Consider the following 21,755-nt stretch of genomic DNA (forward strand, 5'->3'; position numbering starts at 1 on the left):
AAATAGTATAGTCCACTTTACATTATTAGTATGTCGATTCATTGTAGATAATTTTACACAATATATCGGACTTGACTGTTAACGGTAAAAATAGGACGCCTATATTGCCCGTGGACCACCCAAAAAAGGGCCCACGGTAAAAATAAGGCATCTATATTGCCAAGGAATACCAGAAAAACAAGCTAACGGTAAAAAATAGGAGCTTTTTCCCCTTTTTATTCAAAATAACGCCCTAATGTATTCCCTTTAGCTATATAATTTTGTAGTAAAATTCTTCTAATAGTCTTTTTTGATACCATTTCATTACACCACTCAGAAACCAAATTGGTAGTAATCTTAATTCCCGGAAACAGCATAACCAACTCCCGAACACTCCGCAAAACCGCAGAATCAATGTACTCTTCATGCCTGCATAATCCGCACACAATTTTATTCCCCTCTAAAGACGTTGAAAGTGTATGGCAGGAAGGAGAAAGGATCCCTTTTTGCAAGTGAGTATAATCGTATGAAGGAAATTCAGCAAAGGGAAATTCGTCTTGATCAAGCGAAATGAGCAGCTCTGCCAGTTTCTCATGACTCTCATTCAGTCTTGAAGATGGTTTATCCAATTTCCTCATAAATTTCTTGATTTGTGTCGGGAAAATTACATGGTCATTTTGAGGCGCTTGGTATAAGGTAAACTCGGGGTTTATGTGGACTAGGTAAGATTCAACATGATATTTGTATCCATAGTTTTGAAGCAATTGCCTAAATAGGTTTTCACATCGCTCCAACTGATTAAGAGGGTTTTTTATCTCTCGATTGCCTTTCTTTAAATGCCCGTCAGCATCGTAATAAAAATCCCCTTCAAAATTTTTCACATCAATCAGATAAATTTCTCTTTGATAGATAATCACTGTATCAATTTGAAAATAAGATTTGTTGAGCTTGAGCTGCACATCGTTAATCACAAGACACTGACACTGAAGCTTTTTCAGTCAACTTGTCAAACTCCAATTCACCGGCAAAACCCTTTTCCGCATTCAGATAATTCCATTTGTCATCATCTAACAACAGCATGCGGGCATTCAATGACCTAATTTTCCTTAATTCCTTTCTTAATGTGCGCGGTTTCTTAAGCATAGTCACCATCCTTTATTAAAAATCTCAGATTTATTTTACTAAAAAAATAACTTTCACAGAGGCACGAACTATGAAACATTTGTTAACATTTTCCTGCCGGCGCGGATATCGAATATTCAAAGAGATATATTAAATAGAAGTGACCCAACTCACTTAACTGAAAATGATTATCAACTATAATAAAGCCATAAAGGAGGCATCAACAATGGAAAAAAATTCAGTTAAAGCATATATGGAATACAGTGAAGAGAAGTTCACAAAAAGGATTATCTATAAGAAGGGTGAAACGACAGCATTCGTTTTAAACTTTCTGCCAAATCAAACCCTCCCAACTCATAAACACCCGGGAACAGAGGTTTATCTGTATGTTCTAACCGGCAGCGGCACAATCATCATAGATGGAACAGAGACAGCAGTATCTGAGGCAGACCTCATCCATGTTCAAAGCGAAGAGGAAATGGCCTTCAAAAATACGGGCAGCGAACCTGTAAGTTTATATGTAGTATTAAGTAAAATTCCAAGCGAGCTATATGCTAAAAATATTTAACAGCAAAAGCCAGCCCAATCAGGCTGGCTTTTTACGATGCGATACATCACGTTTATTCTTGAACCCAAAGAACCACCAATTCCAATCACCCAACAGCTTCATTAAAGAAGGAACAAGGACCATGCGGACAATGGTAGCGTCAATAAAGATGGCGACCGCAATGCCGACTCCCAATTGCTTGATTGGCATAACGCCTGTAAAAGCAAAAGCACCTGTCACGACAATCATAATCGCTGCAGCGGAGGTAATAATTTTACTCGTGTACGTTAAACCGGAAATGGTCGCTTCAGTATTATCGCCCGTTTTCAGATAAAACTCCTGAATTCGGGAGATAAGAAATACCTCGTAATCCATGGACAATCCAAATACAAGCGTAAACACGAAAACGGGCAGAATCAATCCGATGTTAACGGGAGAAACCCCGAGATGTCCTTCTTGGAAAACCCATACTACAATCCCAAATGTGCAGCCAAGGCTCAAGGCATTCATCAAGATGGCTTTAAGCGGAATAAGAATCGACTGAAAAGCAGCCATTAAAATTACCAAAGTTGAAATCATAATCAACAGCAAACCATACGGAGCCTTCTTGATAATTTCATCAAAGATTTCCTGCTCGAACTTAATGGGACCGCCAACCGAAGCCTTCACACCTAAATCTTTGGCGGACCAATCCTTAACCCATTGCCGGGCTTTAGCTGAATGCTCGCCGGTCTTTAAGTAGACTTCAATAAGCATTTTATTTTCACGGACGAAGTGATCGAAAACTGGGGTGAGCTTGCTCATTTCACCATAAAGCAGCAGCTGTTGGAATTGCGCTGCATTCTTAATGCCAAAAGCAGAAAATGGCGAATCGACCGTATAAACCAGTGGGTCCTTCTCTAATTTATTGATCACTAGACTTACCTTTTCGAGATTATCCCTCGTCAGCACACCGCCGCTGGTCTCCAGAATAATCGATACCTTCTTTTCATCGCGTTTTTCTTTTTCAAAAAAATGCTCTTTAAATTTTTCTAAAGCGACACGCGACGGATAATTAGGCGGCAGGGAATCGGTGCCTGGAATCGTCAGAACCATTTGCTTCACGGGAATCAGTCCGACCAGCAAAATGGCAAGAGCGCAGACTGCCATCAAAACGGGCCGCCGCATGACAAACTTGGCAAATAAATACCAGCCGCTTACCCGATCGTCCGAAATCCGTAAAATGCTAAATTTATTGATTCTGTGTCCCAATAGTGCCAAGAACGCCGGCAGAAACGTTAAAGAACAGAGTGCAGAAACAAGGACGACCGTCATTCCGCCGAGTGCGACATTTTGAAAAATATCAATTTGGATAAACCAAAGCCCTGATAACCCGATAAAGACGCAGAGGCCGGAAAAAATAATGGACCTGCCAGCTGTGGCAACGGTAATCGCGATGGCCTCGCCAACAGATTTCCTGGTTAGCTCTTCCTTATAACGGTTAATAAATAACAGCGCAAAATCGATACTCAAGGCAAGGCCAATCATCGGTACAATATTCAAGATAAAAATGGTTAGGTCGATGCTGTAACTGAAAAAATAAACTGTCCCCATGGTGGTTAAAATGGATACCACACCAATAATTAGAGGAAGGGCTGACGCGACAAGACTGCCGAATGCGAGGATGAGAACTAGCAGGGCGATCGGCAGGCCAATCATCTCCGCTTTCGCCAAATCCTCTTGGCTGGCTGTATTTAAATCTTTAACAATGATTGGTTCCCCCGTCATCGTTACCTTTAACCCATTTTTGTTTCTCAGCAGCTTTTTTAAATCGCTTATTTCTGCCCCAAGGCTTTCCGCTTTTTTATTAAAGGTAAGCAGGCCATAAGCGTAATTCCCTTTTATCATACCGTCCCGGGCAAAGGGGGGAATGATGTCCTCTGCATGGTCAAAGTCCTTTAGCCTTACAAAGGTTTCCTCCATAAAATCCCGAAACTTTTCATCGCTGATGCCTTTTTCTTTTTGAAAAACAAGGATGATCGAGGACTTGGCTTGTCCAAAGTCTTTTTCCAAAATCCGCCTTGTTTCGTTATATTCCCCCTTATATTCAAAACCGTTTCCGCTTAACACAGCAGGCAGTTTCAAAGCGAAAAAGCCAAACAGGATAATGGCTAAAACCCAAACCAGCATCACCCCTTTTCGATTCCGATAAATGAATCCACCGAGCTTTTCCACCCCATCACCCCCAATAAAAAATAACAATCAAATTAAGTATACAAAATATTACAGGGATAAACGTTTGACTTTTTTATGACTTTTTAAAAAGAAAACCTTTTATAAAGATTTCCCTTCTTACCAGTTGAAAATGTACATATTTACAAATGTTCCACCGCTTTGTTATAGTAATTCTGGACAAACTAAGATACATAACGAGTTAAAAATAGGGGGAATTAGCAATGAGCCAAAACATAGCCAGACTGATTGACCATACATTATTAAAACCAGAAGCAACAAAAGAGCAAATCGTGAAATTAGCGGAAGAGGCAAAAGAATATTCATTTGCTTCCGTTTGTGTAAACCCTGCCTGGGTAAAAACAGCTGCTGAAATACTTAAAGATTCACCGGATGTTAAAGTTTGTACGGTCATCGGCTTTCCGCTTGGGGCAACGACCTCAGAGACGAAAGCATTTGAAACAAAGAATGCGATTGAAAATGGTGCAGATGAAATCGATATGGTCATCAACATTGGTGCCCTTAAAGCTCAGCAGGATGATTTAGTTGAATCGGACATCCGCAGTGTTGTGGAGGCGGCGAAGGGGAAAGCATTAGTTAAGGTTATTATTGAGACTTCGCTGTTGACGGATGAGGAAAAGAAACGTGCATGTGAGCTTTCCGTCAAGGCTGGAGCTGATTTTGTTAAAACTTCTACAGGATTCTCAACCGGCGGGGCGACGGTTGAAGATATCAGCTTAATGCGCGAAACAGTCGGCCCGGATATCGGTGTTAAAGCATCCGGGGGCGTAAGAAGCCGAGAAGATGCCCTTGCAATGGTTGAAGCCGGGGCAACAAGGATTGGTGCGAGCTCAGGTGTGGCCATCTGTAAAGGAGAAGTTTCCTCCAGCAATTACTAATAATATGAAGAAAAGAGGCTGTCCTTTAAGGGACAGCCTCTTTCGTGACTAAAAGAAAAGGTTGAGAACGTAATACAAAATCCCAGCTAATAGTGCGGTTATTGGCAGAGTTATTACCCAAGTAATCAGCATACGTTGGGCTGTATCCCATTTTACGCCTTTAAGTCTGTGAGAAGCACCAACACCTAAAATTCCGGAAGAAATTACGTGTGTTGTACTAACTGGCAAATGAATGTAAGTAGCGCCAAAAATAATTGCTGCCCCGGTTAAATCAGCGGCAACCCCGTTAATTGGACGGATTTTCATGATTTTGCCGCCAACGGTTTTTATAATTTTCCATCCGCCAATAGAGGTGCCAAGTCCCATCGCTATGGCACAGGATAATTGGACCCAAAAAGGTACCTCGGCATTATGTGGAAGATACTGATTCGCAATTAGTGCCATAGTGATAATCCCCATCGATTTTTGGGCATCGTTTGTTCCATGTGAATAAGATTGCAATGCCGCAGTTGCGATTTGGATAAAACGGAAATTTCGATTTGTTTTTGTTAAATTGAAATTTTTAAAAACAACTTTAAAAATACTATAAATAATGAAACCAACAACAAAAGCTAAGATAGGTGAAATGATTAGAGCTTCTAGAATCTTTATAAATCCAGTGTAATTTAAAACATTGAGTCCTTCCGCAGCAACAGCAGCACCGGCGATGGAACCAATTAGTGCGTGGGAAGAACTGCTCGGAATTCCGAAATACCAAGTAATTAAATTCCAGGCAATTGCTGCAAGCAGTGCAGCTAAGATAACAATTGAACCGTGTGCTAAATTAAATGGGTCAACGATATCCTTTGAAATTGTTTTAGCAACGCCTGTGAACGTAAGGGCCCCGACGAAATTCATGACAGCGGCAAGCAAAATTGCTTGTCGTGGTTTCAATGCTTTTGTCGAAACCGAGGTAGCAATTGCATTTGCCGTATCATGGAAACCGTTAATAAAGTCAAATGCGAGAGCCCCGATGACGATTAAAATTGTAAGTATTAAGACAGCACTCATATTATGACTCCTTACGCATTTTTCATGATAATGGTTTCAAGAATATTGGCAACGGTCTGGCAGCTGTCGGCAACGTCCTCAAGGTTCTCATAAATTTCTTTATATTGAATAATACGGATTGGATCCTTTTCCACATTAAACAAATTTTTAATGGATTGTCGTAAAATATTATCGCATTTGGATTCAAAATCCTTAATCTTAATTGCATGTTCTCTGATTTGCGGAAGCTTTTTATTGGATAAAAGCTCTACGGCTTTATCAATTTCAATAACACTGCCTCGAATAGCGTCCACAAACTGAAGCATGAAATCATCTGCCTGAGTGATGGAGTACATTTCAAATAATGCGGAAGTTGCTTCAAGACCATCTAATACATCGTCCATTACCATCGCAAGGTGAAGGATGTCTTCCCGTTCGATTGGTGTGATAAAAGCATCATTTAATTCTTTAATAACTTCGTGAACAAAGGAATCTCCCTTCGTTTCGATTTCCTTCATTTTTTCAGAGAAAATTTTTAAATCACTGACGTTTTTCAGTTTATATTCTGTAAAAAAATTTGCCCCTTCTTTAAGGTTGGAAGAAATATTGCTTAGCAAAACTGAGAATTTGTCATTTTTTTTAAATGCCATTAGAGATACCCTCCATTATTGTACGTGTTGTTCATCAACGGAATAATTTTATATGAAGATTGTCTAAAAAATAAATAATTTAAAAATAAATTTACAAAAACTTAACAAAAGAATTTTCAGACAATTATTTTGCGGATGTCCTAGTTTACTTTTGCCATGATGCCAAAATTTATGTATGAATTATTTCATAGCCATGAGTAAAAAAAACAAAACAGGGTAATTTATAAGGTAACAGGCAGACATCCTTAGATGATTTGCTTGGCAGGCTCAAGAAAAAATCGAATGAATACTAAAAAAGGAGTGTTCTATGTGAGCTTTATTTGGGCATTAATTGTTGGCGGTATAATCGGTTGGTTAGCCGGCCTTATTGTAGGAAGAGACGTACCTGGGGGAATTATTGGTAATATCATTGCTGGTTTTGTTGGTGCATGGCTGGGGACTCTGGTATTGGGAAACTGGGGCCCGCATGTGGCTGATTTCGCCATCATACCGGCGATCATTGGTGCAGCAGTCCTAGTGCTTTTATTAAGCTTTATCATGAGGTCCTTCAGGAAAGCTGATTAATCATTATGAGGAAAGCCTCCCGAATTTTGGGAGGCTTTTTATAGTGAGTAAATATCAAATTCTTTAAAAATAATCGGGTCATCCGTAAATGGTCCATATACAACGATTTTTTCCTCTGTTAAAGGATGGGTTAACGCCAGTTTTCCGGCATGGAGGGCTTGTCTGTTGACGAGCGGTTTCCCACCGTAAACAACATCCCCAACTAAAGGGTGGCCTAGATGGCTTAAATGCACGCGAATTTGGTGCGTTCGCCCCGTATCAAGCCAGCATTTTACGTAGGATAAATTACGCTTTCTGTCTTCCTTCACCACTTGATAATGCGTAATCGCGGCTTGCCCAGAGGGGGATACCCTTCTTTTGGTGGGGTGATGCCGATCTCGGCCAATCGGGGCATTGATCGTCCCTTTTTTTTGCTTCAACAATCCATGGACCAAGGCAAGATATGTTCTTTTGATTTCTCTTTTTGCAAGCTTTCCGTCCAGAAGTGCTCCAGCAAGTGCGTGTTTAGCCAGCAGGATGGCACCGGAGGTATCACGGTCCAAACGGTGAATCTGACGGACATCCCTGATTTCCCCTTTGGCCTGCAAATAAAAGGCCGCTGCATTGATTAAAGTTTCGGTATCTTTTTCAGGGTCATTTGGATGAGTGTTCATAATCGGCGGTTTATTCATAATCAATAAATGGTCATCCTCAAAGAGGACATCGATATCCAGATAGTTGGGGATCGCATGCGGTTCCTCTTCGGTAAATAATTGAATTTGCAGTTTCGAGCCCTCTGAGAGCGGTGCCGTCCAGGAGCATTCCTTGCCATCAACCTGAACCTTTTTCTCCATTCGAAACGCATGTGTTAACTTTTTAGGGGCTTCCCATTCATGACGGAAGATTTCTTCGATTGTCTTTCCTGCCCATTTTTTAGGAACGATAATCTGAAACCATTCCCCGAGCCGCATTGTTTTCAGCATAATATCTCCTTCTTATTCCAGTAGGGCAGCTAACAGTAATTACCACCCTAAATACAAACTAAGATATGTTATTCTTATCATATATAATACGACAGAAATAAGCGCGTGAGCAAAGGTGGGTTATGGAGTGAAGATCGTTTTTGCCTCGACTCCAAGTCAGGAAGAAAAAATTTGTGAGCTCGTGGGATATATTTATTCCAATATATTTCCGCTATATTTTACGGACGAAGAAATAAACCGCTTTGAAAAATTAAAAATATTGCATACCTCTAAACAACATTTTGAAGAATTCAGCACGTTAAAGGATGCGTTTCAAGTGATGGTCAGTATTCAAACATTAATATCGATACTGGAGTCACCTCAGCTTGACGACCAATACGAAGCTATTTTTAATAAAAATGCAGCAAACCTTCATGAATTTGGCTTGTTTTTTCCGTTTGAGTTTGAACAGTTTGCCGAAGCAAAAAGCATGAAAAATACTGTTCTCAGCATATACACGAAGGCAGATAACCAACTGCTTATTTAATAGAGGAAAAAGCCGTTTTGGGGCTTTTTCTTTTTTTTATAAAAAAACCGCTCATTTTAAGGTAATATAAGTATTGGATTGCCGAAAATATTGTGTCTGCGAAAATTGTCGGGATTTTGACGCTGCGTTTTAAAGGAGTATCAAACACCCGCTTAGAACCAATATTAGGTATAGATAACATACTGGAGGGAACCTAAAAATGGATTGGAGAACTGCAGCTAAGAGCTGGTTAGAATTTAAGGAATTGGATTCCGAATTAAAGAGCCAATTAGCAACGCTTGAGCAAGACGAAAAACTGCTCGAGGAGGCTTTTTATAAAAATTTAGAGTTTGGAACAGGCGGAATGCGCGGAGAACTTGGTGTCGGGACAAATAGAATGAATATATATACGGTCCGCAAAGCATCAGCTGGCCTGGCTGCATACATAGAAGAGCAAGGGGAAGCAGCAAAACAACGCGGCGTTGTCCTTGCGTTTGACTCTCGCCATAAATCACCGGAATTCGCGCTGGAGGCTGCCAAAACCTTGGCAACGCGTGGAATTCAAACCTATGTGTTTGATGAGCTTCGCCCTACTCCGGAGCTTTCCTTCGCCTTACGTTATTTAAACGCATTTTCGGGGATTGTTATTACTGCCAGTCATAATCCACCGGAATATAACGGTTATAAAGTATACGGATCAGACGGCGGCCAGCTGCCGCCGGAGGCTGCTGATCAGGTTATTGCGAAAGTAAATGAAATTGGCAATGAATTGGTTATCAAGGTCGATAAGGAAGAAACTTTAAGAACAGCCGGATTAATTAAAACGATTGGTGAAGAAATTGATCAAGCATATATCGAAAAGCTAAAGACGATTTCCGAAAATCCGCAGCTTGCCGAAGAAACAGATCTTCAAATTGTCTTCACACCTTTGCATGGGACGGCCAATAAACCTGTTCGGGCTGGGCTTCAGGCATTAGGCTATAAAAATGTAACGGTGGTAAAGGAGCAGGAGCTGCCTGATCCCGAGTTTTCAACCGTGAAAAGCCCTAACCCAGAAGAACATGCCGCATTTGAATTAGCCATTCGTGATGGCAAAGCAGTGGGGGCGGACCTGTTAATTGCAACAGACCCAGATGCTGACCGCCTGGGCATAGCTGTGCAAAATCCAGAGGGTGAGTACGTAGTCTTAACCGGCAACCAAACCGGAGCATTATTGCTTGATTACTTACTTTCTCAGAAACAGCAAAAAGGAACTTTGCCGCAAAACGGTGTCGTGTTAAAAACCATTGTCACCTCTGAATTAGGACGCAAAATTGCATCAGCCTATGATTTAGAAACGGTCGATGTACTAACTGGCTTCAAATTCATTGCCGAAAAGATTAAGCAATATGAAGAAACAGGTGAACATACGTATTTATTTGGCTATGAAGAATCTTACGGCTATTTAATCGGCGACTTTGCCCGTGATAAAGATGCCGTTCAAGCAGCCCTTTTGGCAACAGAGGTTTGCGCGTATTATAAGAAACAGGGATTGACTTTATATGAAGGAATGATGCAGGTTTTTGAAAAATACGGCTATTACCAGGAAGGACTTCGCTCTTTAACATTAAAGGGAAAAGAAGGAGCAGAATTGATTCAGCGTATTTTGGCTTCCTTCCGCAGCGAACCGTTAACGGGGCTTGGTTCCTTAAAAACGGCTGTAACAGAAGACTATTTAACAGGAAATAGAACGATTGATAACCGGGAAGAGAAAATTGCTCTTCCGAAATCCAACGTGCTGAAGTATATTTTTGAGGATGGATCATGGGTATGCTTACGCCCATCGGGAACTGAGCCAAAGGTTAAATTTTACTTTGGTGTAAATAGCGGGACGCTTGCAGACAGCAAAAGCAAATTGCAAACCATTGAAAAGGACTTCATGGATTTGGTTGATCAAAAGGTTAAGCAAGTTCAAAACGTATAGTTTTATTTATGAAAACACGGCTTCCAAAACGTTTTGGAAGCCGTGTTTTTTTTGGTGGAATTCATTGGTTTGATTTGGAAAAAGGTTCTTTAATAAAATCAGTATCCACTTGATGTTTCAGGAAAGACTATACATCGGTATCTCAGTTGGCGATTGTTCAAATGTTTCGTTGGCATGGTCAATGTAGCGAAGCAGGCTGTATAATTTGGTCTCGATAACGGAATAGTCGCGTTCAAAATTGTAGGCGTGCAGGAAATGTTCAATCTTCTTAGATAAGAACTGGTCTGTGGTTCTTACCATTAATATCAATAAATTATCCCATTCAGACCGGTGTGTATAAAACAGCGCCCGGTCATAATCCAATTTATTCATTTAGTTTTCTCTCCTCCTTACTAGGAGTTGAGATTATTTTATGAATTTTTGCGTTGAACTTTCACGCAAAAATTTGGACACCTTGTCCTCACAACGTTTTCAACATTTACCTGTATATTTTGTAATTGTTATTATCTTGTTTCATCAATCCTTCTGTTTCTTCATACATTGTGGTAAGAGGAAAAGGGGGAATGGCTGATGAATGAGGGAGATAAGAAAGCACTCGAATATGCGATCGATGAAATAACGGAAATCGCCAGCGGTTTTGGCTTAGATTTTTATCCGATGCGTTATGAAATTTGCCCTGCCGAAATCATTTATACATTTGGAGCTTATGGGATGCCGACCCGATTTTCACACTGGAGCTTCGGGAAGCAATTTCACAAAATGAAGCTTCATTATGATTTAGGTCTAAGTAAGATTTATGAACTCGTCATTAATTCGGACCCATGTTACGCATTTTTGCTGGATTCCAATTCGTTAATCCAAAATAAACTGATTGTTGCCCACGTTTTGGCCCATTGTGATTTCTTTAAAAACAATGTCCGGTTCCAAAATACAAAACGGGATATGGTCGAAAGCATGGCAGCTACGGCGGAAAGAATTCATCAGTACGAAATTCAATATGGAAAAAAAGAAGTGGAAAGTTTCCTCGATGCAATATTGTCTATTGATGAGCATATTGACCCTTCCTTGATGCGTCCAAAATTGGCATGGTCTTTGGAGGACGATGAGGACGAGGAAGAACAGCGGGCAGTTTCACCGTATGATGACCTTTGGGGCTTGGATAAAAAAGACGAAAAGGATTCAAAGCCGCCACGTCGAAAGAAATTCCCGCCAAGACCAGAGAAAGATATATTACTCTTCATTGAAACATATAGCCGCGAACTGGAGGATTGGCAGCGTGATATTCTTACGATGATGCGGGAAGAAATGCTGTATTTCTGGCCACAGTTAGAAACAAAAATCATGAACGAAGGCTGGGCCTCTTTCTGGCATCAAAGGATACTGCGGGAAATGAATCTGACAAGCGGAGAATCCATTGAGTTTGCCAAATTAAATGCGGGGGTCGTTCAGCCGTCGAAAACGGGAATTAACCCTTATTATCTTGGCTTGAAAATTTTCGAAGACATCGAGGAAAGATATAATAATCCGTCTGAGGAAATGAAAAGACGAGGTGTTGAGCCAAATTCTGGACGGGAAAAAATATTTGAGGTTCGGGAAATTGAATCGGATATTTCCTTCCTGCGGAATTATTTAACGAAGGATTTAGTGTATAGGGAAGATATGTATCTTTTCCAAAAGCAAGGCCGCGATTATAAGATTGTTGACAAAGAATGGGAGCATGTCCGCGACCAATTAGTGAATATGCGGGTAAATGGCGGATTCCCGTATATCACGGTAAATGATGGCGACTATATGAAAAATGGCGAGCTCTATTTGAAGCATTGGTTTGAGGGTGTAGAGCTTGATGTCAAATATCTTGAGAAGGTTCTGCCATATGTTCATCAGCTTTGGGGCAGACCGGTTCATATGGAAACAACCATTGAAGATCGGTCTATGTTATTTTCCTATGATGGTAAAGGAGTTCACCGCAAGTACTTATAAATATGCACGTAGTGACAAACATGATATCATGTTAGAGGCTGAAAAATTCAGTCTCTTTTTTATTTGTGTCATAAATGAAAATACATACCTTAATCCAAACTAATCTTAAGGGGGATTGAATAATGAAAGATACCAAATTGGATTCTAAAGTGCTTGATGTGCTTCAAGATAAAATTCAATTAATTAAAACAGAAAAGGGTGCCATCTATTTAGTTGGGCCGATTCGCCTTCCAGTAAATTTATACGGTGAAACCGTTGTATTTCAGTGGTATTGTTGGCTGAATTGTAATGAGGTAACAGAGGATTTTGAACGGATTATTGATAAATTGTCTTCGGTTAATTTAGCGGAGCTTCAACAATCCAGTGTTCTTGTATATGGTGATTTCACATATGGTGAGGATGCCATCATGCGAATGCATTCGATTTGCCACACAGGCGATATTTTTGGCAGCAAAAGATGTGACTGCGGCTTTCAATTGAAACGGTCCATGAAAATGATTGTCGAACATGGGACAGGCGCCTTGTTTTATTTGGCCAATCATGAAGGGCGTGGAATTGGCTTATTTAGCAAGGCAATGGCCTATATCCTTCAAGAAAATAATTATGACACCGTCGAGGCGAATCATGCGCTTGGCTTTGTGGATGATGCCAGAAATTATAGCGATGCCATTCAGGTCCTGAAAGCATTGCGCACTAAACCGGTAACCTTGATTACTAACAATCCAAAAAAATTAGATGCATTGAAAAACGCTGGTCTGCCTGTTTCCGGAAGGAAGCCGTTATGGGGAGATGTATCCGAGTATAACGAAAAATACCTGCAAACAAAGATTAACCGTTCCGGCCATTTAAAGGACGAGGGGACTTGTCCAAATGACTAATCACGAGTTTTATATGGATTTAGCATTAAAAAATGCTGGGGCCATGAAGGGACAGACAGACCCCAATCCATTAGTGGGAGCGGTGATTGTTAATGATAACCGGGTGGTCGGAATCGGCGCCCACTTAAAGGCCGGTGAACCGCATGCCGAGATCCATGCCTTAAGGATGGCCGGTGAGAAAGCAAAAGGCGGGACCATTTATGTAACCCTTGAACCATGTTCCCACTACGGAAGGACAGGCCCTTGTGCTGTTGCTTTAGTGGAAGCAGGGATTAAAAAGGTGGTCATCGCAACCCTCGACCCGAACCCGGTGGTAGCGGGCAATGGCGTTAAAATTCTTAAAGATGCCGGAATTGAGGTTATAATCGGCGTTCGGGAAGCGGAATCCAACCGAATGAATGAGGTTTTTAATAAGTTTATCGTTCAAAAAACGCCATTTGTGACCATGAAGGCTGGATCCACCCTGGACGGGAAAATTGCCACACACACCTCTGACAGCAAGTGGATTACCTCCGAGGAAGCAAGACTCGATGTCCATCAGTTACGAAATGAACATATGGCGATTCTTGTGGGAATTAATACTGTAATAAAAGATGATCCGGAATTAACGGCACGCATTCCGAATGGACGGAATCCGCTCCGGGTTATTTTAGATTCCACCTTAAAAATTCCGCTGGATGCTAAAGTGGTTACGGACAATCTTGCACCAACCTGGATTTTTACCAGTGAACAATATGATCAGGAAAAGCGCAAAAGATTAGAGGACTTGGGAATCAAAGTTTTTCAAACAAATGGGTCAAACCGTGTCTGCCCAGAAGAAGTTGTACGTATTTTGGGAGAAAATCTCATTTCCTCGGTGTTTATTGAAGGGGGAGGGGCGGTTCATGCTTCTTTCCTTGAAAAAAAACTGATTGATAAAGTGGTATTGTATTTTGCTCCGAAGTTAATCGGAGGCCATAATGCCCCGACATTTCTTGAGGGAACAGGCATTGAGAAAATGCGTGATGCAGTTGAATTAACAGACTGTTCCTTTACACCAATCGGAAAAGATTTTAAGTTCATTGGTTATCCAAAATATAATTTTTAAAAAGTTGACTGCCTTAATAGTTAGATTAGGGCAGTCTTTTTTATAAACGTAATAAAAAGTGTATATTTTGTGAAAACTAAAAAATGAACGTTGACATTGAGAATCATTCTCTCTATAATCAAAAATGTGAATGATAATCATTATCAAATAAATGGTTTACATAACCAAATTAATCGGGGGAGTAACAACATGTCACTAAAATTGAAACTTATTACATCACTTGCAGCCATTTCACTTATTCTTGGTGCATGTGGAAAAGCGGAAGAGACCGAAAACAAGCCAAAGGTTGAAAATACAGAAAAGCAGGCTGAAAAGAAAGAAGCTGCAGAAAAAGAAGAAGCAAACTATGCAGATGCCTATAAAGAGGCTATTGCTGAGCTTGATAAAGCCAAAGAAGGCAAAGAAGTCGATTTTAATAAAGTAACAGAATTGTATAAAGCTAATTTACAAGAATTAGTTAAACAACGTGATGCGGAATTCCAAGATACTCTTGATGAAAAAATTACAGCCTCTTTAGCAGCAGGTAAAGACGGCTCCATGGACAAAGTGGTTGTAAGGCAAATTTTTGATAAATTAATGCAAAAGGTATTCTATACAACAATCAAACATGAATTCACGGAAATTGGTGAAAACTGGGGCAAAACAGAAGAAGTGAATAAAGAGGTTGAAGAAGCAAAAGAATTCTATGCCATTATCAAATCGACTGTTGAAAAGCGTGATGCTGCCTATGGAACAAACATGGTAAGCGCCATTGAGGGCGGCTTTAACGAAGTGGATAATGGTATTAAGAATAATGACCAATTGGCAGTAAACTTAGGTAAGCAAGTAATTGATAAGACGTTAATGAAGACCTTCTATCTTGCAACCGGTGCGCTTCCAAACGGCTATGCAACAAAAGCAGCAGCTGAAGCACAGAAGGATGCTGCTCTTGCAAAGGTTGAACAGGCTGAAGGATGGGCTTTCTTCCAATCCATTTATACTTACTTAAACAAGCATGCTGCTGACGAGACTGCCTTTATTGAGAAGCAATTTAATCTTGAAACAGATGCCAAAATCATTGATCCAGCCGCTGTTAATAAAGCATTTGTTCGAGGCTTTGCGAAAATTGCCATTGATGAATACAAGGAAAGCAAAGAAGCCATTGGTGAAGATAAAGGAGTTATCACTGGTTTAGAGGGAGCTCTATTTATAGATGTCATCGGTGATGATATCAAAGGTCTTATTGGCGAAGCTGAGTATAAGTCTTTAACTGAAAAAGCGCAAAAATATGTGGAAACGGCAAAAGCGAAAGATAAAGCTGCCGGGGAAACACAGGTTGACGAACTTATTGCTTCTCTTAACAGCATTATAGACAAAGCGAAATAATCTTGAAGGAGAAACCTTGGTTAAAGACGCAAGGTTTTTCCTTTTGTTCCCGGTTATGAGAAAATGGGAATATTACTCTGTTGTAGAGGTGTTTTTACTTGAAAATAATCGTCACTGGTGGAGCAGGGTTTATTGGTTCTCACCTATCAAGCAGGTTGATAAAAGAAGGGCACCAAGTGCTCATTATTGATGAATTACACCCGTATTACTCTGTTGAAAGGAAAAAGCGGCAGCTTGAAATGATCAAACATGCCGGGGAATTTTCCTTTTATCAGAAGAGCCTGATTCATCATGAAGGGGAAGTAAGAGACCTTTTTCATTTATTTAAGCCTGATACGGTCATTCATCTAGCTGCCATTCCAGGAGTCCCTAACTCGATTTTGGTTCCGAATGAATATGTAGATTATGACATCAAGGCAACTATTAACGCATTAAGATTCGCTGGTGAAGCAGGTGCCAAGCAGTTTATTTTCGCTTCGTCATCGTCCGTCTACGGTGACCAGCAAAACATCCCGTTAAAAGAAGACATGGCTAATGGAACAGTCGTTTCCCCGTATGCGGCGGCTAAGTACGGCGCAGAAGCGTTTTGTCATGCCTACTCGACCATTTATGATTATAAGGTATCGATTCTTCGCTTTTTTACGGTTTATGGCCCATGGGGACGTCCGGATATGGCGATCACGAAATTTATTAAACAGTTGATGGCTGACCAGGAAATCGTCGTATTTGGGAGCAAAACAGCCAGGGACTATACATATATTGATGATTGCGTTTCAGGAATCATTAGTGCGTTTCAGCAAAAGGATCAATACGCTATTTTTAATATCGGTTCAGGCAGTCCAATCCTGATTGAAGAGTTAATCAAGCAGCTGCGCGGTTTTTTTCCCGGAATGAGGGTCAAACATACTGACTTTCGTCAGGGTGATGTCCAATCAACATGGGCAGATATTTCGAAGGCTAAGGGCGAGCTTGGCTTTCACCCGTCTATGTCATTTACTGATGGACTGAGCAGAACAATTGAATGGGCAAAGGCGCATGCAAAAGAGATTTAAATACATAGCAGGGGTCATTCTTTTTGGAATCTTTATTTATTTGTCCATACTGTATTTTCATGTTGGAGAATTTTTAGAAGAAACGAAACGGTTCTTTTGGGAGAGCCCCTATCTGATTATTGGGGTGACGATTTGCTATAGTTTATCGTTTATACTCAGGGCCGAAGCTTGGAAGTTGTATTTTGGGAATAGAGTCAGATTTTATAGCTGCCTGGAGGGTGTGCTCTTAAGCCTATTCATAAACCATATTACTCCAATCAAGCTTGGCGATGCTGTCAGGATAAGCGTTTTGTCTATAAGAGAAAAACAGGTGAGCCCGGGGGAATCCCTCCAATCCGTGGTTGTCCTTCGATCTATCGATATGGCTATGCTCTTGTTATTTTCTTTTATTGGCTTGATTGTTTTTGCAAAGGCGTTTGTTTTCCGGTATTCAATCCTGTTCATTGTTATTTTAGCCATTGCTTGTCTAGTAGGAGGCATCCTGTTGTGGAGGTTTCTTCCCAGGTTTGTTCACAGGCAAATCCAATTAGTTAAAACCAACCTATCAGGAAGGAAAGCCTTGCTTATTTTTCTTATGATTGCCGTAAGCTGGGCATTAGAAGGCGCGGTAATATGGGGAGTTACTTCTTCCATGGGCAGTGGCCTTTCGATATATAAGGCTATTTGGGTTAACTCGATTACCGTTGGCGGACAAATTTTTCAAATTACACCTGGTGGCATCTCTACATATGAATCTGTCATGACAGCTGCATTAACGACTTTTCATTTTTCTATTAAAGACGGCTATATGGCGGCCATCATCAGTCACAGCTATAAATTTGTCTTTTCTTATTTGGCTGGAATGTTGCTGCTCCTCCATTCCCCTGTGTCAAAAATCAAACAAATTAAAGAAATCCTAGTAAGGAGAGGATTATAAGAATGAAAAAAGCATCATCTTTTGAAAAAGCAGCAGCAAGATGCTGGAATCTTTTGAATGAAGGGAAGCCCTTTACACCAATTTTTACAGTTGGGACAATGGTGATTTACTCGGTTGCAAACTTCGGAAAGTCCGGCTTCCTAGCCGATTTTTTGCTAGGCCTGTTAGCCATTTTGCCATTGCTTGTGATCTATTACGTATTTGATTTCCCGTTATTTTTAAGAAATTATTTATGGATTCCGCTAGTTGCCTATCTTATTATTTGGAACAACGTGAATCTAGGATTACTGTTTACGGCAGTAGGATTATATTTCTTCTTTACCGTCTTTTTTTGGGGCACCTTTTATTATCATTTACGAATTGGTACCTCATGGCTTAATTTTACCCGCTTTTGGAAGCTTGTCTTGAAAAACAGCGATTCGACCAGTGGTAATGCCCAAGAACAGCTGCCAAAGTTTCTTTTATTATTATCACTATGGAATTTTTCGCTTTCAGAACATACATGGTCAGGGGCTGAAATCGGACAGCTTATCCTGTTTTATGTAGGAGTCTTTCTATTTTCATGGATTCTTCACAAAAATCTCTTCGATTGGAAGCCAAAGGTTATTCCAACCTACACCTCTAATGTTGTGGCAACCTCAAGGGAAATCAATCAAAAAGTGATTGTGATGGTCATTGACGGGATGAGAAAGGAAAGGTTTGAGGAAGCGAATACACCGTTTCTTGATTTCTTAAGAAAAAATGGTACTGAGTATGCCCGGATGGAAACGGTCTACCCTGCTCGGACTGTTGTTTGTTTTTCGTCTATGTTTACCGGAACCTATCCATTTGAACATGGGATTAAATCCAATATGGTGTGGAAGCTCGGAATTAAGGTCGAAAGCGTCTTTGATAGTTTAAGAAAGGTTAGTAAAAAGGGGTCTCTTTTGGCAGTGGCCCATCTGGTGGATTCGTTTGGCAGTGATGTTGATACGTTCACGGCGGTCATGCATAACGATGTTGTCGATCGAAAAATTATCGAGAGGGCAAAGTTGATTATGGACGAAAAAAATCCCGATTTGCAAATCGTCCAGTTGATCAGTACCGATCAAACCGGCCACAGCCGAGGAGTCTTATATGACGAATATATTCAAAAGATTGAGGAAGCCGATACGCTAGTCAAGGAGTATTATGATTGGCTAAAGGAAAAAGGAAGACTGGAAAATTACACGTTCATCGTCTGTGCGGACCATGGCCAGGCGGATGGCATTGGCGGTCACGGTCACCTTGATGAAGGTGAACGGTTCGTACCATTTTTTATGTACGGACCGGCCATTGAGAGCGGCAAAGTGGTCGAAGAAAAGCATAGCTTGGTTTCTCTTGCTTCAACGATTTCCTATTTATTAGGGGCGCCGTTTCCAAATAAAGCCCGTGGGCCAGTATTAAACGAAGCAATTAGGAAGGAAGTATTAATAAATGATGCAGCAAAAGGTGATCGTATTTCTTCCAGCTCATAATGAGGAAGAGTCAATCGCGGAGGTTATTAAAAAGATACCTAGAGATTTTAATCCACGTGTGCAAGTAGAAGTTTTAGTTGTCAATGACGGCTCCAGTGATCGAACGGTTGAACAATCCCTAATGGCTGGAGCGGATTATATCTATACATTTGAAAAGAATCAAGGATTAGGGGCAGCTGTTCGAAAAGGATTGGAGCTTTGTGTAGAGAAAAAGGCTGATATTGGTGTCATGATTGATGCGGATAATGAGTATCCTGCTGAGCAGATTCCTGAATTAATTGAACCCATTCTAACTGGAACCAGCGACTATGTTATGGGGTCAAGGTTTATGGGAACAATTAAAGGGATGAAGTGGAACCGGAGACTCGGAAATTATTGTTTTACGCTGCTTCAAGCACTCTTACTGCGGAAATGGATCTATGATGGCCAATCCGGCATGCGGGCTTTTTCTAGACAGGCAATGATGGAGGCAGAAATCATTCATGATTATAACTATGCCCAAGTGCTTACATTAAATCTAATAAGAAAAGGGTTCCGAATGAAAGAAATTCCTATTCATTATCAGGTCCGAAAAGCTGGAGAATCATTTATTAAGTTTAGGGCCTATATGACCTCAGTCCTGCCTGCCATTATCAAAGAGATGACAAGGCCTGTTAGAAAGAGAAGAGTTTATCTTGAACAAGGCAGCGTTTTTCCGTTAATGAATAATAAGAAGGATTAATAAGTATTATAAATATGTTATTTATGTGAATTTCTAATTTGGTGGATTGACAGCGAAGATGATAATCATTATCATTATCAGTGGAGGAGGAAATTTTTTAATGAAGAAATTTTCAGTATTGTTTTTCATTACTTTTTTAATAATAAATGCCCTTTCCATTCACGGGGTGGAGGCTTATTCCTACGGTGACCCCAACGAAGAGAAAGTTGCTCAAGTTTACAAAGAAATGCTCGTAAAACTTGATGAGAATCCTCCAAATTTTACAGCTGCAAAAAAGTCTTATGAATCTGTTCAAGAAGAAATTGATATGCACATGGGGCCTGAGCCATCCAAGCTTATTCTTAAAAACTTGGCAGATGAAGATAAACAGGCGCTAACCGATAATATGGAGAAGCTTCTTGTCTTAAATATCGCGAGACGCCTTGATAGTATTGAAAATAATTTTTCAGAATATGAGACTACGAAAAGACTCCTTGCTAAAGGATTTGCTACATACGAAGCATTGTCACCAAAGGTTGAAGCTGAGCATCCGGAAAACGATAAAAAAATCCGAGCGGATTTTGATGAGGCACTTCAAGCATTGGGGAACCCTGGTTTGTTTGGCGTAGGGAAAAAGGAAGCTAGTCTAGATTCCTTTAAGCAAAATAAAGATGACATTTTGGATACTTTAAAAACAGAATTTAAAATAAAAAGCCTTGATGTAGGACATTTTTCAGAGAGTGCGACAGAGTCTAATGCCGGTGGCAAAAAGGATTGGACAGATGTTTCGAATATTCGAAATTGGATTCCGCTGATCTTAATTGCTGCAGTGATCATTGCAGTTGTCGTATTTGTTGTTCGAAGAAGAAGGAAATAATAAAACGAAAAGACACCTTTGGAGAGAGGAGAGGCGGCTGTGGAAATTCAAGCGCTGCTGATAACATTTCGGGAAGTTTTAGAGGCATTGCTCATTGTCGGGATTATTACGACCTATTTAAAAAGAGTGAACCAAAAGCAATACACAAAATATGTCTGGTTGGGAGCAGGCCTTGCCGTCCTGGCGAGCTTCGGGGCGGCCTTGTTATTCCAGGTCGTGTTTACTGGATTTGCGGCAATGGGAAGCGAGATGTATCTGAAAATAGGGATTATGCTTGTTTCAACCGTCCTCCTCACGCAAATGGTGTTTTGGATGGCCAGTCATGCTCGTGATTTAAAAGGAAACATGGAAGGGAAAATGAATAAGTTTATTACGACCGGCAACGTTGTTGGCATGGTCATTCATTCCTTTCTGGTCGTCCTTCGAGAAGGAATTGAAACGGTATTTTTCTTTGCTGCAATAACCGGCGGTAACATTGGCGCTGCAATGCAGGGCTGGGGTGCAATAACCGGGGTGATCATCGCCGCTGTCGTCTCGTATTTCTTCTTTAAAGGAACAATGAGAATTCCATTAAGCACTTTCTTTAAACTGACTGGTGCATTTATTATTTTAATTTCCGCAGGGTTATTGGTACAGGCGATTTCGATGATGCAGGATTTAAACATTATCGGTAGTGTCATTCCACATGTATATGACCTTACCTGGTTTTTACCTGAGCATCCGATTGACTATAGCCATTATCTTCGTGATCATGGTACTGCGCCGCTCATTTCAGGGGATATTGGCATCTTTTTAAAGGCCTTATTCGGCTATTCATCGATGCCTTCGATTGAAGAGGTACTTGCCTATATTGGTTATTTTGTCGTTATTTTATTGCTTACTTCCTCAAAAAATGCTCCGGTAAAAGCAAAAAAGGAAGAAGCGGCCAAATCAGCCAAACTGCTTAAACCACAGGCAAAATAGTTCAGCGAAA

The 21,755-nt window shown here is 40.5% G+C and carries 22 protein-coding genes; 15 read left to right on the plus strand and 7 right to left on the minus strand.

The annotated features are described in order from the left end of the window. Positions 1 to 215 precede the first annotated feature (215 nt). Complete coding sequence (locus KHB02_RS22380) at positions 216 to 950, minus strand: nuclease-related domain-containing protein (RefSeq protein WP_241114021.1); 735 nt, start codon at positions 948 to 950, stop codon at positions 216 to 218. Beyond that, entirely contained in the window at positions 943 to 1,122 is a 180-nt protein-coding gene (locus tag KHB02_RS22385; protein WP_241114022.1) for a hypothetical protein, read from the minus strand. The genes KHB02_RS22380 and KHB02_RS22385 overlap by 8 nt, the downstream gene beginning before the upstream one ends. A gap of 205 nt (positions 1,123 to 1,327) precedes the next feature. On the opposite strand from KHB02_RS22385, the gene KHB02_RS22390 reads away from it, so the two are divergent. Next, the gene (locus KHB02_RS22390) at positions 1,328 to 1,669 is read left to right on the plus strand and encodes a cupin domain-containing protein (RefSeq protein ID WP_213141127.1); all 342 of its coding nucleotides are present in this window, start codon (positions 1,328 to 1,330) and stop codon (positions 1,667 to 1,669) included. An 18-nt stretch (positions 1,670 to 1,687) separates the two neighbouring features. Here KHB02_RS22390 and KHB02_RS22395 read toward each other — a convergent pair whose 3' ends face one another. After that, positions 1,688 to 3,862 (minus strand): MMPL family transporter, encoded by a 2,175-nt coding sequence (locus KHB02_RS22395; RefSeq protein WP_213141126.1) that lies wholly within the window; start codon positions 3,860 to 3,862, stop codon positions 1,688 to 1,690. Between the two features lie 221 nt (positions 3,863 to 4,083). Here KHB02_RS22395 and deoC point away from each other — a divergent pair, with 221 nt between their 5' ends. After that, positions 4,084 to 4,758 carry a deoxyribose-phosphate aldolase gene (gene deoC, locus KHB02_RS22400; protein WP_213141125.1) on the plus strand — a complete coding sequence of 225 codons (675 nt, stop codon included), beginning with the start codon at positions 4,084 to 4,086 and terminating at the stop codon, positions 4,756 to 4,758. Positions 4,759 to 4,806: 48 nt separating this feature from the next. Here deoC and KHB02_RS22405 read toward each other — a convergent pair whose 3' ends face one another. Next, positions 4,807 to 5,808, minus strand: coding sequence for an inorganic phosphate transporter (locus KHB02_RS22405; protein ID WP_213141124.1), 1,002 nt, complete (start codon positions 5,806 to 5,808; stop codon positions 4,807 to 4,809). 11 nt (positions 5,809 to 5,819) lie between these two features. Then, positions 5,820 to 6,437 (minus strand): DUF47 domain-containing protein, encoded by a 618-nt coding sequence (locus KHB02_RS22410; RefSeq protein ID WP_213116750.1) that lies wholly within the window; start codon positions 6,435 to 6,437, stop codon positions 5,820 to 5,822. 309 nt (positions 6,438 to 6,746) lie between these two features. On the opposite strand from KHB02_RS22410, the gene KHB02_RS22415 reads away from it, so the two are divergent. Continuing rightward, positions 6,747 to 7,001, plus strand: a complete 255-nt coding sequence (locus KHB02_RS22415; protein ID WP_213141333.1) for a GlsB/YeaQ/YmgE family stress response membrane protein — start codon at positions 6,747 to 6,749, stop codon at positions 6,999 to 7,001. 38 nt (positions 7,002 to 7,039) lie between these two features. Here KHB02_RS22415 and KHB02_RS22420 read toward each other — a convergent pair whose 3' ends face one another. Then, entirely contained in the window at positions 7,040 to 7,963 is a 924-nt protein-coding gene (locus KHB02_RS22420; RefSeq protein ID WP_213141123.1) for an RluA family pseudouridine synthase, read from the minus strand. 127 nt (positions 7,964 to 8,090) lie between these two features. On the opposite strand from KHB02_RS22420, the gene KHB02_RS22425 reads away from it, so the two are divergent. Next, entirely contained in the window at positions 8,091 to 8,489 is a 399-nt protein-coding gene (locus KHB02_RS22425) for a YhcU family protein (RefSeq protein WP_213141122.1), read from the plus strand. A gap of 199 nt (positions 8,490 to 8,688) precedes the next feature. Beyond that, positions 8,689 to 10,431 (plus strand): phospho-sugar mutase, encoded by a 1,743-nt coding sequence (locus tag KHB02_RS22430; RefSeq protein WP_213141121.1) that lies wholly within the window; start codon positions 8,689 to 8,691, stop codon positions 10,429 to 10,431. 117 nt (positions 10,432 to 10,548) lie between these two features. On the opposite strand, the gene KHB02_RS22435 is transcribed toward KHB02_RS22430, so the two are convergent. Then, positions 10,549 to 10,803 (minus strand): YhdB family protein, encoded by a 255-nt coding sequence (locus KHB02_RS22435; RefSeq protein WP_213141120.1) that lies wholly within the window; start codon positions 10,801 to 10,803, stop codon positions 10,549 to 10,551. Positions 10,804 to 11,001: 198 nt separating this feature from the next. Here KHB02_RS22435 and KHB02_RS22440 point away from each other — a divergent pair, with 198 nt between their 5' ends. From KHB02_RS22440 to KHB02_RS22485, 10 genes are all read left to right on the plus strand, one after another. Beyond that, the gene (locus KHB02_RS22440; RefSeq protein ID WP_213141119.1) at positions 11,002 to 12,411 is read left to right on the plus strand and encodes a SpoVR family protein; all 1,410 of its coding nucleotides are present in this window, start codon (positions 11,002 to 11,004) and stop codon (positions 12,409 to 12,411) included. Between the two features lie 122 nt (positions 12,412 to 12,533). Beyond that, entirely contained in the window at positions 12,534 to 13,289 is a 756-nt protein-coding gene (locus KHB02_RS22445; protein WP_213141118.1) for a GTP cyclohydrolase II, read from the plus strand. Further along, entirely contained in the window at positions 13,282 to 14,376 is a 1,095-nt protein-coding gene (gene ribD / locus KHB02_RS22450) for a bifunctional diaminohydroxyphosphoribosylaminopyrimidine deaminase/5-amino-6-(5-phosphoribosylamino)uracil reductase RibD (RefSeq protein ID WP_213141117.1), read from the plus strand. The genes KHB02_RS22445 and ribD overlap by 8 nt, the downstream gene beginning before the upstream one ends. Before the next feature lie 189 nt (positions 14,377 to 14,565). Continuing rightward, positions 14,566 to 15,741 (plus strand): hypothetical protein, encoded by a 1,176-nt coding sequence (locus tag KHB02_RS22455; protein ID WP_213141116.1) that lies wholly within the window; start codon positions 14,566 to 14,568, stop codon positions 15,739 to 15,741. A 98-nt stretch (positions 15,742 to 15,839) separates the two neighbouring features. Next, a complete protein-coding gene (locus tag KHB02_RS22460) occupies positions 15,840 to 16,793 on the plus strand; it encodes an NAD-dependent epimerase/dehydratase family protein (protein WP_213141115.1) in 954 nt (317 codons plus the stop codon). Next, positions 16,777 to 17,709, plus strand: a complete 933-nt coding sequence (locus KHB02_RS22465) for a lysylphosphatidylglycerol synthase transmembrane domain-containing protein (RefSeq protein WP_213141114.1) — start codon at positions 16,777 to 16,779, stop codon at positions 17,707 to 17,709. Before KHB02_RS22460 ends, KHB02_RS22465 begins: the two co-directional genes overlap by 17 nt. 2 nt (positions 17,710 to 17,711) lie before the next feature. Next, complete coding sequence (locus KHB02_RS22470; RefSeq protein ID WP_213141113.1) at positions 17,712 to 19,205, plus strand: alkaline phosphatase family protein; 1,494 nt, start codon at positions 17,712 to 17,714, stop codon at positions 19,203 to 19,205. Beyond that, positions 19,165 to 19,926 carry a glycosyltransferase family 2 protein gene (locus KHB02_RS22475; protein ID WP_213141112.1) on the plus strand — a complete coding sequence of 254 codons (762 nt, stop codon included), beginning with the start codon at positions 19,165 to 19,167 and terminating at the stop codon, positions 19,924 to 19,926. The genes KHB02_RS22470 and KHB02_RS22475 overlap by 41 nt, the downstream gene beginning before the upstream one ends. A 100-nt stretch (positions 19,927 to 20,026) precedes the next feature. After that, complete coding sequence (locus KHB02_RS22480; protein ID WP_213141111.1) at positions 20,027 to 20,782, plus strand: hypothetical protein; 756 nt, start codon at positions 20,027 to 20,029, stop codon at positions 20,780 to 20,782. Between the two features lie 39 nt (positions 20,783 to 20,821). Next, a complete protein-coding gene (locus KHB02_RS22485) occupies positions 20,822 to 21,745 on the plus strand; it encodes an FTR1 family iron permease (protein WP_213141110.1) in 924 nt (307 codons plus the stop codon). Positions 21,746 to 21,755 lie beyond the last annotated feature (10 nt).

It is taken from the genome of Neobacillus citreus (assembly GCF_018343545.2).
GTDB lineage: Bacteria > Bacillota > Bacilli > Bacillales > Cytobacillaceae > Neobacillus > Neobacillus citreus.

Coding starts and splice junctions, on each gene's coding strand:
- KHB02_RS22385 (WP_241114022.1), bottom strand. CDS start 1,122: ATGCTTAAGAAACCGCGCACATTAAGAAAGGAATTAAGGAAAATTAGG.
- KHB02_RS22390 (WP_213141127.1), top strand. CDS start 1,328: ATGGAAAAAAATTCAGTTAAAGCATATATGGAATACAGTGAAGAGAAG.
- deoC (WP_213141125.1), top strand. CDS start 4,084: ATGAGCCAAAACATAGCCAGACTGATTGACCATACATTATTAAAACCA.
- KHB02_RS22405 (WP_213141124.1), bottom strand. CDS start 5,808: ATGAGTGCTGTCTTAATACTTACAATTTTAATCGTCATCGGGGCTCTC.
- KHB02_RS22410 (WP_213116750.1), bottom strand. CDS start 6,437: ATGGCATTTAAAAAAAATGACAAATTCTCAGTTTTGCTAAGCAATATT.
- KHB02_RS22420 (WP_213141123.1), bottom strand. CDS start 7,963: ATGCTGAAAACAATGCGGCTCGGGGAATGGTTTCAGATTATCGTTCCT.
- KHB02_RS22430 (WP_213141121.1), top strand. CDS start 8,689: ATGGATTGGAGAACTGCAGCTAAGAGCTGGTTAGAATTTAAGGAATTG.
- KHB02_RS22435 (WP_213141120.1), bottom strand. CDS start 10,803: ATGAATAAATTGGATTATGACCGGGCGCTGTTTTATACACACCGGTCT.
- KHB02_RS22440 (WP_213141119.1), top strand. CDS start 11,002: ATGAATGAGGGAGATAAGAAAGCACTCGAATATGCGATCGATGAAATA.
- KHB02_RS22445 (WP_213141118.1), top strand. CDS start 12,534: ATGAAAGATACCAAATTGGATTCTAAAGTGCTTGATGTGCTTCAAGAT.
- ribD (WP_213141117.1), top strand. CDS start 13,282: ATGACTAATCACGAGTTTTATATGGATTTAGCATTAAAAAATGCTGGG.
- KHB02_RS22455 (WP_213141116.1), top strand. CDS start 14,566: ATGTCACTAAAATTGAAACTTATTACATCACTTGCAGCCATTTCACTT.
- KHB02_RS22465 (WP_213141114.1), top strand. CDS start 16,777: ATGCAAAAGAGATTTAAATACATAGCAGGGGTCATTCTTTTTGGAATC.
- KHB02_RS22470 (WP_213141113.1), top strand. CDS start 17,712: ATGAAAAAAGCATCATCTTTTGAAAAAGCAGCAGCAAGATGCTGGAAT.
- KHB02_RS22475 (WP_213141112.1), top strand. CDS start 19,165: ATGATGCAGCAAAAGGTGATCGTATTTCTTCCAGCTCATAATGAGGAA.
- KHB02_RS22480 (WP_213141111.1), top strand. CDS start 20,027: ATGAAGAAATTTTCAGTATTGTTTTTCATTACTTTTTTAATAATAAAT.